General features: G+C 34.1%; 12 protein-coding genes. 2 read left to right on the forward strand and 10 right to left on the reverse strand.

The window, feature by feature from the left end; genetic code table 11:
* Nucleotides 1-424: 424 nt before the first annotated feature.
* Together OLM58_RS18960 and OLM58_RS18965 are read left to right on the forward strand one after the other, a co-directional pair.
* The gene (locus OLM58_RS18960) at nt 425-4,627 is read left to right on the forward strand and encodes a DUF6531 domain-containing protein (protein ID WP_264530146.1); all 4,203 of its coding nucleotides are present in this window, start codon (nt 425-427) and stop codon (nt 4,625-4,627) included.
* 14 nt (nt 4,628-4,641) lie between these two features.
* Entirely contained in the window at nt 4,642-5,172 is a 531-nt protein-coding gene (locus tag OLM58_RS18965; RefSeq protein WP_264530147.1) for a hypothetical protein, read from the forward strand.
* On the opposite strand, the gene OLM58_RS18970 is transcribed toward OLM58_RS18965, so the two are convergent.
* The 10 genes from OLM58_RS18970 to OLM58_RS19015 all read right to left on the reverse strand — a co-directional run bounded on the left by OLM58_RS18970 (nt 5,165) and on the right by OLM58_RS19015 (nt 14,294).
* Nucleotides 5,165-5,767: a DUF4291 domain-containing protein gene (locus tag OLM58_RS18970; RefSeq protein WP_264530148.1), complete on the reverse strand. Its 603-nt coding sequence runs from the start codon at nt 5,765-5,767 to the stop codon at nt 5,165-5,167. The genes OLM58_RS18965 and OLM58_RS18970 overlap by 8 nt on opposite strands.
* A gap of 584 nt (nt 5,768-6,351) precedes the next feature.
* A complete protein-coding gene (locus tag OLM58_RS18975) occupies nt 6,352-6,843 on the reverse strand; it encodes a hypothetical protein (protein WP_264530149.1) in 492 nt (163 codons plus the stop codon).
* 831 nt (nt 6,844-7,674) lie between these two features.
* Entirely contained in the window at nt 7,675-8,169 is a 495-nt protein-coding gene (locus tag OLM58_RS18980) for a hypothetical protein (RefSeq protein WP_264530150.1), read from the reverse strand.
* 405 nt (nt 8,170-8,574) lie between these two features.
* Nucleotides 8,575-9,138 (reverse strand): SH3 domain-containing protein, encoded by a 564-nt coding sequence (locus OLM58_RS18985; protein ID WP_264530151.1) that lies wholly within the window; start codon nt 9,136-9,138, stop codon nt 8,575-8,577.
* Between the two features lie 293 nt (nt 9,139-9,431).
* Complete coding sequence (locus OLM58_RS18990) at nt 9,432-10,454, reverse strand: META domain-containing protein (RefSeq protein WP_264530152.1); 1,023 nt, start codon at nt 10,452-10,454, stop codon at nt 9,432-9,434.
* A 207-nt stretch (nt 10,455-10,661) separates the two neighbouring features.
* The gene (locus OLM58_RS18995) at nt 10,662-11,027 is read right to left on the reverse strand and encodes a Dabb family protein (RefSeq protein WP_264530153.1); all 366 of its coding nucleotides are present in this window, start codon (nt 11,025-11,027) and stop codon (nt 10,662-10,664) included.
* 2 nt (nt 11,028-11,029) lie between these two features.
* Nucleotides 11,030-11,485 carry a VOC family protein gene (locus OLM58_RS19000; protein ID WP_264530154.1) on the reverse strand — a complete coding sequence of 152 codons (456 nt, stop codon included), beginning with the start codon at nt 11,483-11,485 and terminating at the stop codon, nt 11,030-11,032.
* A 69-nt stretch (nt 11,486-11,554) separates the two neighbouring features.
* Nucleotides 11,555-12,163 (reverse strand): Crp/Fnr family transcriptional regulator, encoded by a 609-nt coding sequence (locus OLM58_RS19005; RefSeq protein ID WP_264530155.1) that lies wholly within the window; start codon nt 12,161-12,163, stop codon nt 11,555-11,557.
* Between the two features lie 330 nt (nt 12,164-12,493).
* Entirely contained in the window at nt 12,494-12,916 is a 423-nt protein-coding gene (locus tag OLM58_RS19010) for a hypothetical protein (protein WP_264530156.1), read from the reverse strand.
* Nucleotides 12,917-12,929: 13 nt separating this feature from the next.
* Complete coding sequence (locus OLM58_RS19015; RefSeq protein ID WP_264530157.1) at nt 12,930-14,294, reverse strand: hypothetical protein; 1,365 nt, start codon at nt 14,292-14,294, stop codon at nt 12,930-12,932.
* Nucleotides 14,295-14,518 lie beyond the last annotated feature (224 nt).

Consider the following 14,518-nt stretch of genomic DNA (forward strand, 5'->3'; position numbering starts at 1 on the left):
TGCAAAATGAGGTCTTTTATACTTTTGTGTGATAACTTTCCAGAAGTATCCAATTCTGTTATTGCTTATTAATAACAAAAAATTAATGGTGAAACTTCATATTTAGTCTTGATTACAAGAATTACAGTCCCATTTCTTACGAAGTGTGATTTTTTCTTGCCTTTTTTCTAATTCCTTAAATTAACATATTAGAGTCTTTTCTTTATAATAAATCTTACAAATTAGTTTGTGCATCCAAAATACTGTTGTATTTTCGTTCATAACTGTATTTCGATATTCTTCTTCCTACAAGAAATAAAGTAAAATTAATGTATTTACAAAAAGCTATGACCATATCATTCTTAAAGTAATAGCATTTGACAGCAAATAAGTAAGCCCCAAAATAGAAGAGAAGTGCCAAATAATTAAGCAACACCTACTAAATATGCTATTAACCGATAACCATTTAACCATTGTAGTGGGGATAGACATCCATTTTACTACCCTACCCCCTTTTAATCCTTTTCATCCTTATATAGGTATTGTCATCGATCCATTTGATTATATTCCGTTTTTAGGTGCCACTGTGCATGTAAATGGATTTAAACGTGGAAACTCAGACACCAGCGGTATCATAATACCTCTGATGCACATTCCTCTTTTTACACCGCCCTGGCTGCTAACTCCTATTATCGGCCATGAAAGCATGAACTTTTTTGCTTCTAAAACTGTATTCTCAGATGGTACCCGAATGAGTCCCAAAGGACACATGTTAATGACCTGTAATGATATTGGGATTCCACTCTCGATGTCTTTAGGGAAAACCAAAGTAGGAAAAAAAATGCTCCCGTTTGCCCCAACCCTTTTTGCTCCTACCTCATTTTCATTGCCTATCCCTACCGGAAAACCCGTAATGGTTGGTGGCCCCTATCCTCCCGATTGGGGAGGAGTCCTTACAGGATTATTAGCTAGTATTGGTTTTAGTACCTTAATGAAAAAAGTTAGGGGACTTGTTAAAAAGATTAACCTTAAAGGATCGAAAACTCCTAAAGGGCTTAAAGATGGACTCCGAAAATGTGTTAATGACCCCGTAAATGTGGTCAATGGCGTGGTGATTTATGAAGGCAGTGATTTTGATCTGGCAAGTCCGATTCCTCTAAATTGGAAACGCAGCTGGTATTCAGATTCTCCTTATGTGGGATGGCTCGGTCATGGAACACATAGTGTATACGACAGAGCGGTAGAATTATACTCCGAGGACGATGCCTTAGGACTTCGCATGGACGACGGACGACTTGTTGCTTTTCCTATCCTGATGCCCGAGGAAGAATTTTACCTCCGTGAAGAAAAAACAACTCTGAAAAGAACTCCCGACGGCTATCAGGCTTACGATCATCAAAGCAAGCTTTTTTACGATTTTACCCTTTTTGACGGTAAAAAATACCAACTTACCCAAATTAGTAATGTTAGCGGACTTAACATCGTTTTCGAATTTACAGCCAATCGTCTGAAAAAAATCATCGATGTTGCAGGCAGAGAAATCAAAGTAAGCACTAAGGACGGATTCATTCAAAAGCTGGAACTTGTCGGACCGGAAGAGGACGAACTTTTAGTAGCCTACGAGTACGATAAGCAAGGTAACATAAGTGCTATTATTGATGCACTTCAAAAGCCGACAGCCATTGAATATGAAAATCATTTAATGGTTAAAAAAACTGACCGTAACGGACAAGCTTTTTACTGGGAATATGATACCCAAAACCGCTGTATCCACACCTGGGGTGATGGTGGCTGGCAGGAAGGCTGGATGGAATACCACCCCGAGGAAGGTTATAATCTGATAACAGACTCCAACCTAGCTGTAACCACTTATTATTACGAATCAAGCCAGTTGATTACACAAGTAAAAGACGCCATGGGCAACAGTACCTTTTACGATTATACCGAGTTTATGGAACTCTATCGCGAGATTGATCCCGAAGGACGCATCCTGGGCTTTAACTACGATGACAGAGGAAACAAAACCGGTACCGTTTACCCGGATGGCACAGAAGAAATCATGATTTACGATGAGGAAAACCGCCCATCAATAGCCATAGATCCCGAAGGGAATAAGACCGTTTATCTGTACAAAGAAGACAGAGAAGATCAGCTCAAAACGATTATTGCTCCCGATAAAACCACTACTCACTTTAGTTATCACGATAATGGACTATTGGCGACAGTGGCCAAAAACAACAACAAACTCGAATTGATTTATGACGATCAATTCAATCTGATAGAATGGCGTGAGAACAACCAAAAACTAAAATCATGGGAGTACGACCATCGCGGACGCGTACAGGCGATCTACACCCCAATGCAAATGGCCGATTATTTTAGCTACGATGCACTGGACCGCGTAAGACAAATTGTAGAGAAAGACAGCAATGTCATACAGTTTACCTACAACAATTACGATGAAGTCATAGCGCTAAAAGACAATAAAAACAAGATTAAGTTTAGTTATACCCCACTGGGAAGCCTTGCCACACGCGAGCAAAATGGTGTGAAAGTGCGTTTTGATTACGACAAGATGGAACAGTTGCAAGCCATCAAAAACGAAGACAACGAAGTCTACTATTTTAGCCGCAACAAAGCCGGGCAAATAATCAAAGAAACTGCCTTTGACGGTATGGTCAAAAAATACCAGCGCAATCTCGCAGGTGAAGTGACCAGAATAGATCATGGCAACGGCAGATTTACCGAATACGAGCAGGATGCACTGGGACGCATCACCAGAGCCGATTATCATGACGGTACCTGGGAAACCTACACTTACAACAAAAACGGACTTTTAACAGAAGCCGTGAATCAAAATGTAAGCATCCTTCTGGAACGTGATGAAATGGGCCGTATCGTAAAAGAAACCCAAAAACAACAGCTCGACAAAGATGATAATGCCATTACAATTACCTCGACTTACAACAAACTGGGACAACGCACCCATATAAACACTAGTTTAGGAGCAGAGATCAGTACGCATTACGACTCAAAAGGACAGTTGGAACGCATCGAGGCACAAAGCAACGAACTCAAAGAACAGCATCAGAAGTGGGAAACCACCCTGAAACGTGACGAGTTGGGAAGAGAAATAGAGCGATTTACTACAGGCGGACTCCACATAAAAACCAGTTACAACAACAGCGGAAAACAAAAAGAACAGGAAGTATTTGCCAATGGGAAACGCACCGGATCACGCTTTTACAACTGGGATACCAACCAGCAATTGCGCAGTGCCGTAAATCAAATGACCTCTAATATCACCTACTTTGATTATGATGATTTTGGTAATCTGGCAAAGGCAGATTATAATGGTAAAGAACAGCTTTACAAAACCCCGGATGCAGTAGGGAATCTTTATAAAACTCCCGATCGCAGCGATCGTAAGTATGGTAAAGGAGGTAAACTGTTACAGGACGAAAAGTATCATTATAAATACGACGAACTGGGTAATCTGATACACAAAAGTACCAGAAACATTAATGAGGAACTAAAATTCGAAGAACCCACCAACTGGATCGATAAATTGGCAGGCAACAAAGGCGAAGAAACTAGATTACAGCAAGAACATGAACAGTGGCAGGAAGGTGATACCACCTATAGCTGGCTGGCGAATGGTATGCTCGAGAGCATTACCAACCCGGATGGAAAAACGGTACATTTTGAGTACGATGCCCTGGGCAGACGTACCGCAAAAATTGCAAACCAAAAAATAAATCGCTATGTTTGGGATGGAAACGTTTTGATTCACGAATGGAAGTACGATTTAAAAGATCGTCCTAAATTAGTTGCTACCGAAGATGACTTGGTTTACGACAAGCCAGAACCAATTAGCAATTTAGTTACTTGGGTGTATGAAGGAGGTTCTTTTGTACCAAGTGCTAAGATTGTTGGAGATGAAAAGTTCTCTATCATTAATGATTATATTGGACGTCCTATACAGGCTTATACTGAAAAAGGTAAGTTAGTCTGGGAAACGGATTATGACATTTACGGAGATCTCCGTAATCTAAAAGGTGATCGGAATTTTGTCCCTTTTAGGCAGTTGGGGCAGTATGAAGATATGGAGACCGGCCTTTATTATAATAGGTTTAGGTATTATAATCCTGACAGTGGACTTTATTTAAGTCAGGATCCGATCGGGCTTTTAGGAAGTAATCCGAATTTTTATGGGTATGTACATGATAACAATGCACTTGTTGACGCATTTGGATTAGACGAGTATTTTTTCAGAACGATATCTAAGGAGCATGCTCAAATTTTAGAGAAAACAAAAAAACTACCTGCCACAACAGAAACGTTTACATCTCCAACAGCAGCATTTTCAAGTAATTATGATGGCGTTACTTATAAATTTACGATGAAAGATGGTACCACTGATTCTTTGTCCAAAATAGGAGTTAGGGATCAATCAAAGTTAGTAAAAGCAACTTATCCAGATATGCCAGAGGTTAAATCAGGTTGGAATCAAGATTCAGCTTATTTTAAACAAGAAAAGGTAGGTAAAAAAGCTCAAATTAATATTGGATTGGGACAAGGTAAAGGTCTGAATACATTTAACAGTAATATTGTATCCTTTGAAAAAATGGAATTTGAATGTCACTAATTTTAAACTAAGCAATGATAACAAAAGAAGAAGAAAAATTAATCTATGATTTAATTTTAAACAAACTTGATGAAGAACAATTTTACCAAGCTTATCCTATAGATTTGGAAAAAAACAAAGAATATTTTTGGAATGAATTAAATAATTCTATAACTGAAAATGATTCTGAAAAAACAGAAATGTATTTTGATATAATTGAATATTTATATGATGATGAGCTATCTGAAATTAAATTGACGGCATTATATAAAAAAGCAATCTTAAAAAATTTTTCTTATCATTTAATTGAAAGATTGGTAGATTCTTTAGAAAAAACACCTTCTGCAATTAAGTATTTTGTACATGTTTTAACTCAAAATTATTTGGAAAATCAGTCAAAAGAAAATACAGAAACTTTTATGGTACCTATATGGAACAAATGTCTATGGGCGCTATCTAAAATAGATACCGACGAAACAAGAAAAATTATTTCTGAATATAAAAGTTCCGAATATACAGATATAAACGATACAGTTAATAAGCTTAAGTCTAAAATGATTAAGTAGCATTAATAGTTAATTTAATATTATCAGGTAAAAGATAAATTTCTTCTTTAGGAAGCTTATCTTTTACCATTTCGAGATTGTTATTCAAAATAAGTTGGTGTATTTCTTTAGATAAATCAGTGATATCATCAATCTGTACAATCCATTCATTTACATATTTTTTTATGGCCTCTTCTTTTAAGCCAATTTGAATAGACTTATAACTTAATCTATCTAAAAAAAGATTTTTTTCAGGATCCCATTGTATACGTACAGAAGTACTATTTAATTTTTCTTTCCAGTTTTCCTGCGTTTTATAAATATGTTCTTTATAAGTAGATAGACAAGAATTTTTCAATGCCCATTCAAATCCTTCACGTTTAATTTTGATAGCTAAAATATGTTCTTGCCCTTCTTTTTGAGCCCAGCCAGAACGATACATCATCCATAAAAAAGAAGGTTTAATCCAAGTCATCCTCTCAATTTTAAAAGGACTAACAAACGTTTGAGATTTTACTGCCGACAAAGCTATTTCCTTTCTAAAAGCCTGATAAACAATTATTGTGTCGTTATCATATAAGGCTCTAATTTCTCTTTCTTTTAAGGCTTGTGTCATATTTTTATTTATAAAAACTTTTTGGATTCTAAAGTCAATATTTACTGATTTAAGAATTAAAAAAAATTATTCTTAGAGAACGAGTAAACTCAAAGAAAAGCATTAAAATTAATTGTATTTATTAAATCAATAATCAAATATACAAAAAAACAGATATGGTAAAATTTATCTATATGAACTAGAAAAAATCGAGATAGTACCTTATGAATTTCCTGTTATAACAGATTCTTAGTATTGTATTTTAAAGTTTGTATAAGAATTTCATTCCCTCGTTCTGTAAATTATGCTTCACAAGCGCTGCGCAAACGTCTCTGACTTTGAGCCAACTTGCAAACGTCTAAATTCTAGACAAGCAAGATCAAAATAATATTAAGAAATAAATATAAAAAGTCGGGAGACTTTTATAAACTATAATAATTCAATAAGTATAAAAAAAAAACGCAAAGTCAGAGGCATTTGCGCAGCTTTTCAGTTGAACACTTCGGAAAGCTGGGTAATTTCCTTGCGGGTGCGAAGTCAGAGACGTTCGCACAACATACACGACAAATTTGCTCTTTAATTAAGAACTCTTCGTAGAGCGGGTACTAACTGTCCGAAGGGTTCATATTTATTAGATCTTCCCTCCAAGACTCATCTCCCCTCTCTAACTTTCTATAAATTTCTGTATCAAAAATCATACTTGTTCCTAAAGTTTTAACGATTAAATTAAAATCATTATTGAACTTGTTAATTATTTCAAAATTCTCATAATTACCATTTATGATATGTAACAATTTTTGAAATATTATTTGTACGTACTGCTTTATATAGCTTTCTTCTTCTACAGAACTATATTCATAGTATAAATTAGAAGTATCAACTTTATTAGCCTTTAGTAATGTTTCCAAATTAGATTTATATTCCTTGTGATTTATAACTTCAAACGTACATTCAACACTTCTATATTGTAAATTTCTATAAAATGTAATTATGACATTTGGAAAAATTATGTCATAAAATGGATTATGTTTATTAATAGTAAATTTGTATCCCCAACTATACTTATTCAATTCCTTTTCTAATTTTTCTAAAAACATAAAAATTATTTTGATTTATACCAATAAACACCTCCATCAATCCAATCACTACCAGGAGAGTATCCGTTTTCTTAAAAAATCTAATTCTCTAGCAAAATGTGTAGGATTCCCATCTTTATTAATTAAATTTCTAGGTATTTCTTCAGAAATTACTTTAATTCTGTCTCCTCTACTAATAATCTTCTGTAACCAAGGAGTATTATACCTTTCAAACCATTCATTATTCACTTTTAGCCATTTCACTTTTTCGTCTAAAATACTAGAATATTTTTGAATTAAACCATTCCAAGCACATTATTACTTAATCTTGAGTAACTTCCAGGATTTTTAATGTTTTTTAGCACTAAAGCCGATTCTGCTACCCGATCAATATCAGCAGCGTGCAAAGTCGGAGACATTCGCACAGCACACGCGACAATTTATCTATTCACTAGAACTCTTTGGAGGGCGGAGTTTAATTCTCGCATTTTTTGAAATTTAAAGTAACTATTTCATTAACTGATTCTCTCATTTTTTTGTAATAATATCTTATTTTAATTTCATTCTTTTTTTTATCTATAAAAAATATTTCGTCATTCATCTTAAAAGATGATTTCCTTGTATTTATTTTATAAGTATAATTGTATATACTATCAATGTTAATAATTATAAAATCATCCTTAAATTCTAATTTATAGTACTTGTTCTTAAATCTAGAATCGTTATAATTAGTCCAGCAATCCCAACAAGTTGTTTTTAGTTCTGTTTGAGGATATATTTTTAAAAAAAATAGTAGTAAAAAAATAAGCAACAAATACTTTCTCATATTTTTAAATTTTAATTAGAACTTTATCAGTTAGTCTTGGGCACTTCAATTGTTGTATTGACATTTTCTCTTCTGTCTACTTCGATAGTAATATTTGTTGGTTTATTTGCTTTTTTTAATTTTTCTTGTCTAGAGTCTATATCCGCTTGTAGTGTAGGTATACCTTCATTCCCACCACACACCGTAAAACATCCTTCAGAGCCGGTAACATTTCTAAAACCAGGTTTAGTTTTTGATGTAGTGTATCTGCCTCCAACATTTATATTAATTGATTCTGCCGCATCTTTATCTTTTCTCCAAGGACTTTCAATTGGCTCAGCAGGGTAATCCAATTTATTCTTATAATCAAAAAACTTCTCCTCTTTAATTTTCAACGTCTCTCTGTCGTATGATAATTCCAATAGGGCAAATAAAGCAAAATGGTTGATCTTATTAATCTGGGCATAAGAAATCAAATTAAAGATTTTGACTTTATCAGCTCTACATGATTCTTTTTTATTTACCAGATCTACAATATCCATGTATATGGAGCTGTCTAAAACCAATAGGGGACTTTCTTCCGCATCGTTATTTTCCAGATCAATATCGGACCAGTTTTCAAGTTTTATCTTTCCATTTTCAGAAATAAAAAATAATGGGTGGCGGAAGTGAAATTAGTAGTTTCGCTAGTCATGTTCAAAGAGTTGTCAGGTTAATTACTTAAATTTATAAGTTTGTTTTTCAGAGATGCAAATATAAAACTAATTGCATCCTGAGAAATAAATATAAAAAGTCGGGAGACTTTTACGGACTTTAATAATTCAATAAGCATAAAAAAAGCGCAAAGTCAGAGACATTTGTGCAGCTTTTTAGTTGAACACTTCGGAAAGCGGGGATATCTAATTACAATCCACTTTTTAATAAAGAGCAACTATTAAAAAAGTGCCCTAAGTCCTATATACATATTTCATATTCACATATCCAAAATTACCTGATTGAATTACCTTTACCTGTAACCACTCTCCGTCAATAGCAATAACCATTAATAGATCATATCTTTTAAGGTTTTCTATTACTTCATATTCATTTCCTGGTCCTTCACGCAACTTAAGGATTTCAGTATTTACAGCCAACATATCTTCAGGACTATAGGTAACTACTTTTTTTATTGTAGATTCTTTCTTTGTTTTGGATTTAAGCGACGTCCCGGAAGTAAAAGAAACTGTTGCAGCTTTTGCAGAAGAATTTACAGTCCTGCTCTTTGTTGCTTTAGGTGGTGCCGTATACCTGACAGGCTGCGAATATGAAGCACATACCCCACAACTTCCACCGTTAGAACAATGTGCACACCTACTGCAGTTCGAACAGGCACTGCAGTACGCGTTGCCAGTACATCTGCCCGCTTCCTTAAACTTTGTAAGACAACAGCTTGCCACGAGCCTATTGCTCTGTGCACTTGAGGTTAGTGCTGTAAAAATGAAAAGTGTATAAGCAAATACTATTTTAATCATAATAAATCATTTTATTTCAGACAAACCTAAAGAAAGCTTTTCAAAAAAATATACGGTTTCCCGTAATTATGATACTTTACTTTCTATGCTAAGTATACCTCGTAAGTATTTTTATTTTATGATAAAGCCTGCTTCGCAGAGTATACCTCAGAAGTACTACGTAAATGTCTCCGACTTTGCGTCAATTTGTAAACATGTAATTTAAAACATAAACTCATAAAAAAACCAGTGAAGTAAATTCACTGGTTTTTTTATTTATGATCGTCTATTTTAAGATGACTTGTAGAACAAATTTATCTTATAATACCAAACATCATGACCAATCTATCATTAAGATAAAAATTAAGAGTTTGATCGGCTACATCAAAACGTAAGTCTTTGTTGTTTAAATAAGACAGCATTTTTTGCTCTGTTTTGTTTCCTTCTTCACCGATACATGCCATAGCTGTAGCCGCTACCCTATCAAAAGAAATACGATCACCGGTAGTTGCATAAGTTCCAGTGAAGTTGTTGCAACCTGTACTTCCACTCACTCTCTTTTCTGCAGGATTAAACTTAATAGACGCCTTTCCGTAATCCTGTCCAACATTTTCAAGTGCGATTAGTTTCCAATTGTTCTTTGCAATAAAACTCCACAATTGATTTTGAGTTGGTATCGAAAATTCCATAACAATTTTGTTCTTCCCATTTCTAAACTGCACTTTGTTGTTTTTCTTTACAATTTTGAACTTTTTCTTTGTGATCGCAGCGCTAAAATCTTGTTCCAATTTCATGCCTTCGCCTTCACAAGCCATTAAAGTTCCAAAAGGAGAATCGGTCTTAATTTGATTTTTGGCAGAAAGCTTTGTATACTTTACATTGAAGATATTACATCCGTTGTTACCGTTTATTGTTCCGGTTTCATCATTAATCGTAATAAATGCTTTCCCGTTAGTTATCTTTTTTCCGTTTAACTGGGTCAAGATCATTTTGGTATTATAAATTCCTTTTTCGGCATTTACAGGAGTTTTCGAAACAATGCTTTTCAGTTTGTACTGGTATGCAGAAGCATCGGCAGGAATAGGCTCTTGTCTTTTTGTTCTTGTAACCAATATCTCGTATCGATTTCCTTTTTCAAAATTAAAACCTTCAATATGATCGTAAAATAACTGCCATTCTTTGTCTTTATCATACTTTACCTGCAGACATTCCATCGGGCCAACACCCATACAGGACACTTTACTTTCTTTTACAAACATTTTTAAACTTTCCTGGCCATATGTAATTGTTGATAATAATACCGCTACAAAAACATAAATACATTTAAATCTTTTCATTATTTTAATTTTTTAGAATACCGATTAAGTATTCAGATTATTCAATGTTTTCCTTTCAAGCACGAACTGTGCCACTTTAAAATTAAGAATGTTTTTAACATTTTTTTATCACCCCTCCTGCTCTGTGAAGTACCCTGCAAGCCATTGGATCATATTTTCGACTTTGCATTCTCCATTCAATTTTGCGTCAGTATCGCTTTTACTAAGTTAAGAAAAAGAATTGAATACTAGAATCTCTTGCAAAACCGGTTTGATATAACTGGTATTTAGCTCTTCAACAGGATCTGATTTACTGAATACTTTTAACGATTTCTGGTCCTTAAACCGGGCTGCTTCTGCACGGGTAAATCCTTTTGCTATATCTGTCACGTTTTCTCCAAAAGAAATATCTATAAGTCCTGAAACTGTACTTTGCTTTTTAAGCATTTCACTTTTAAAGTTTTGCTCCTGCTCCAATGATGCCTCCGATTTGAATTTGAATAACACCACATTTACCGCTTTTGGATTGTTCGATTTACACTGGTTTTGCCCTGGGTCTGCACAAATGGCCAGACCTAAAAATAAATACTTCATCTTTAATTCGCTTTTTCTGCCAAATCCCAGATGTAACCAAACGGGTCCTGAATTCTTGCTTTTAAATCTCCCCAAAACTGCATTTCCGGCTCAGCAATAATTTTAGCCTCTTTATCTTTTCTAATTTCGGCAACCAATGTTTTTACATCGTCTACATACAAGTAAAAAACAAAAGGAGATACCTGCCCTGAAGTAATTGGAGCAACTGCCTGAAAATCCCAATGTTCTTTATTGAGTACAAAATTGTTTCCGCGATAGCGAATTCTTGCAAACAATAGTTCTCCATTGTTTTGATCTTCCAACTCAGAAATGGAAACCATTTCCATTACTCCGGTATAAAAATCTATTGCTCTGGCTACGTCCGGTACGCTTAGAGTGGCTGTTAGCCAGTTTAATCCGGGATGTGGATGAGTACGATGTTCTACATTCTTAAACCAATTTAATTTATCTTTTTGCATGTCTTAATTATTTAGTACTGCAAAGATCGCAAGCAAAAAGATTGTATTTTTTGATGTAGGTCAAAATCGTCAGCGTTTGCGTATTCTGCTTAAAGTTTCCTGTGTTACACGCAAAAAAGAAGCAATATGCCCCAGATTAATACGCTGTACTAAACTAGGCTGTTGTTCCATAAGTGATTGATAACGCTCTGTAGCGCTTTCGGTATGCAACGAAGTAATTCTATCCTCGAGAATAACACACAGTTCTTCGGCTATTTTTCTGCCGATACGATTTAACTCCGGGTACTGTTCGTATAAAATATCTAAATCATCTACTGCAATGGCATATACTTCTGAATCTTCTAAAAATTGTATGTACTCTGGTGAAGGTTTATTGGCATACATAGGCATTATGGCCCCAAAAATTTGATTTTCTTCTCCAAACCATACGTTTATTTCTTTTTCATTCCGATTAATATAAGCTCTGAAAACACCTTTCTTTACCACAAAATAACTTGTTAGTAGCTGTCCCTGCTTCAAAAAATGATCGTTTTTTTTCTTTATAAATATTTTGGTTTTTTGCTCAATAGCCGTTTCGGCGATTGAACTCAGCGTTCCATATTTCTTAAATTGTTGAATTAATGGATTTATACTGTTCATAGCTGTTGGAAAATGCATGCATATAATTCTGAAATACATGCAACGCTTAATTTTAAGGTTTTATAAACCCAAATTTATCAAATTAAAATTTGCTATTACTCGATCGTATGAAAAACATCCCGCTTTACAGACTGTTCCTCAAACACACTCCTCTGGAAAGTATCCCTCACAAACGCTGCATAAATGTCTCTGGCTTATGCGCTACCAACTCAAATCCGCGTCTGTGAATATTGTTTTTTTTAGGATGAGTTTAGGAATTATTACTCAATCAATTTTCTTAACTATATTTGAAAAAAGGGTCCAACTTTAATTAAAAAGCTGAACCCCTTTATTTTTAAACTTACACACTTTTTTAGGATAGTGTCAATCTTATTTTACTTTTCCTCTTATTTTTATTCTAGTTACTGTAAGATTTCCATATTTTTCTAAATCTTCCTTTGTCCACTTATACTGTATATCAAGTGGTCTTTTATCAGTATCCCAGTCTAATGGTTCTTTTATGTAAACATAAAATCCCAATGGAATACTATCTATTGAAAGTTTAAGCGCTTCTTTATGTGATATAAAATAGAAAGAAAAATAAGAATGCTGATCTATTTCTGCCCTAACCAATTTTAACTCTGGTTTAATTTCTTTTAAAAGATTTTTTAAAGGTTTATTAATAAACTGCTGTTCATTTTCTCTTAATTTATTTACATCATTTGGAGTCTGAACCATTTGCTGCGCTTTACAGCCTGTATTTGCAATTAGTAACGTTATAAATATCGGGATAATTTTAATTATATTTTTCATATTGTCAGGGGGATTAATTACATGGCGATGCGGCAAATCTAAAACGAGTTATACCTTCATCATCAAGATATTCTGTTGCTTTTAAAGGCACAAATTTGCCGTTTTTTTCTTTCATAATAGCTATTCCAGCATTATATTTCTCCAACATATGGCTCATTGCTGTAGATCTTCCTTCATTTGAAGATCCTAATCCTCGCGTTTTACCTAAATCTATTTGGTCAAAAATCGGCTCAGGAAATTCAGGAGAATATCCAGGTCTTACATCAGCCGGATAATTTGTGACAAATGCTTTTGCTTGATTAGGATTTACGAGTACTATTGCATATATCTCTCCTCCAGTAAAAATATAGGTTGTCCTGATAAGATTATTATTGTTATACATCTGCAAAATGGCATATACATCTCCTGATGACGGGGGCGTATTATCAGGATGATTATGCAAAACAGCAAAAGCTGCCTGTCTTATCGTAATCGCTTCAACATTATAGCGTGTACCATTTTTCATTTCAGTCTGATAAATTGTTCCACTGGCAGAGTTTGTTAAAGTAATGCTGTGTTCAATATTTGGATCAGCACTAAGTATTTTATCTTTAGCTAATAAAAATGTAGAATTCTGAGCAAGAGTACTCATGCTTACAGCATGGGCGCAGGGATCAAGATTTGTATATGGCGGGACATAAAGACCTCCTCCGGGAAAACCTGGTACTCCTGGGCTAGGTACTGCATCAGGAACCCATCTCCAGGCGTTGCATGTAGTAAAAGGGCCTACTGTAACATAATAGGAACATTCAAATCTAGAATTTATATTACCTTTTTCTGAATAGTTGTGCAGTCTTACTTCCTGTCCTTTTTCATATTCCCCTGAGTAGATAATTTTGTTTTCCTCGTTTTGAATAGTTATATAACCAGCATATTCTGTATCTAACCTATAAAGATCAAAACTTTTTCTTTTTTCATCAAAATGAGAATCCTTAGTTGTATAAACAATCGTATATTCCCTGTTTATTCCTCTATTGTTTCCTATAAAAAGCAATGACATGTAGGTTTTGTAGTTGCTATCATCAATAACATTGGTTGTAGTATTTTCTTGTAATGTAAGGGGTACTTCAATAATGTTTTCCGTTTCAATATTTGAAACAACAGCGTTATCCCAATTTATCTTTTCTATATAAGGCAAAGTCTCTAAAATATGGTTTTTACTTTCAAACCATTTTTTTGCAACATTCGAAGAAGAATTTTGCATCTCTTGTTCGTTTATTTCTGCTTGGCATCCGATCAGAAAAAGTGGAAAAACTAACCATAAAAAGAAAAAAATTTCTTTAAACAGAAACTTCAAAATAAATACGGACAGATTCAGCCGTTTAAAAGGTAAAGTCATAATTTCGTTATTAATATTTATAATTTTAGTGGTTAAAATATAAAATTAATCTTACATATGAAATTAGAATTCCATCTTTTTAATATATCGTCAAACAAATAACAAACGATTTGAATAGTATGATATCACTTGCTCTACGATGTATCCGGTAGGCATATGTACTTAGTTTTTTAATATTCAATTATATATTTAAAAAAAAGAAACAGGATTGCTCCTGTTCCGAT

It is taken from the genome of Flavobacterium sp. N502540, assembly GCF_025947365.1.
Lineage (GTDB): Bacteria > Bacteroidota > Bacteroidia > Flavobacteriales > Flavobacteriaceae > Flavobacterium.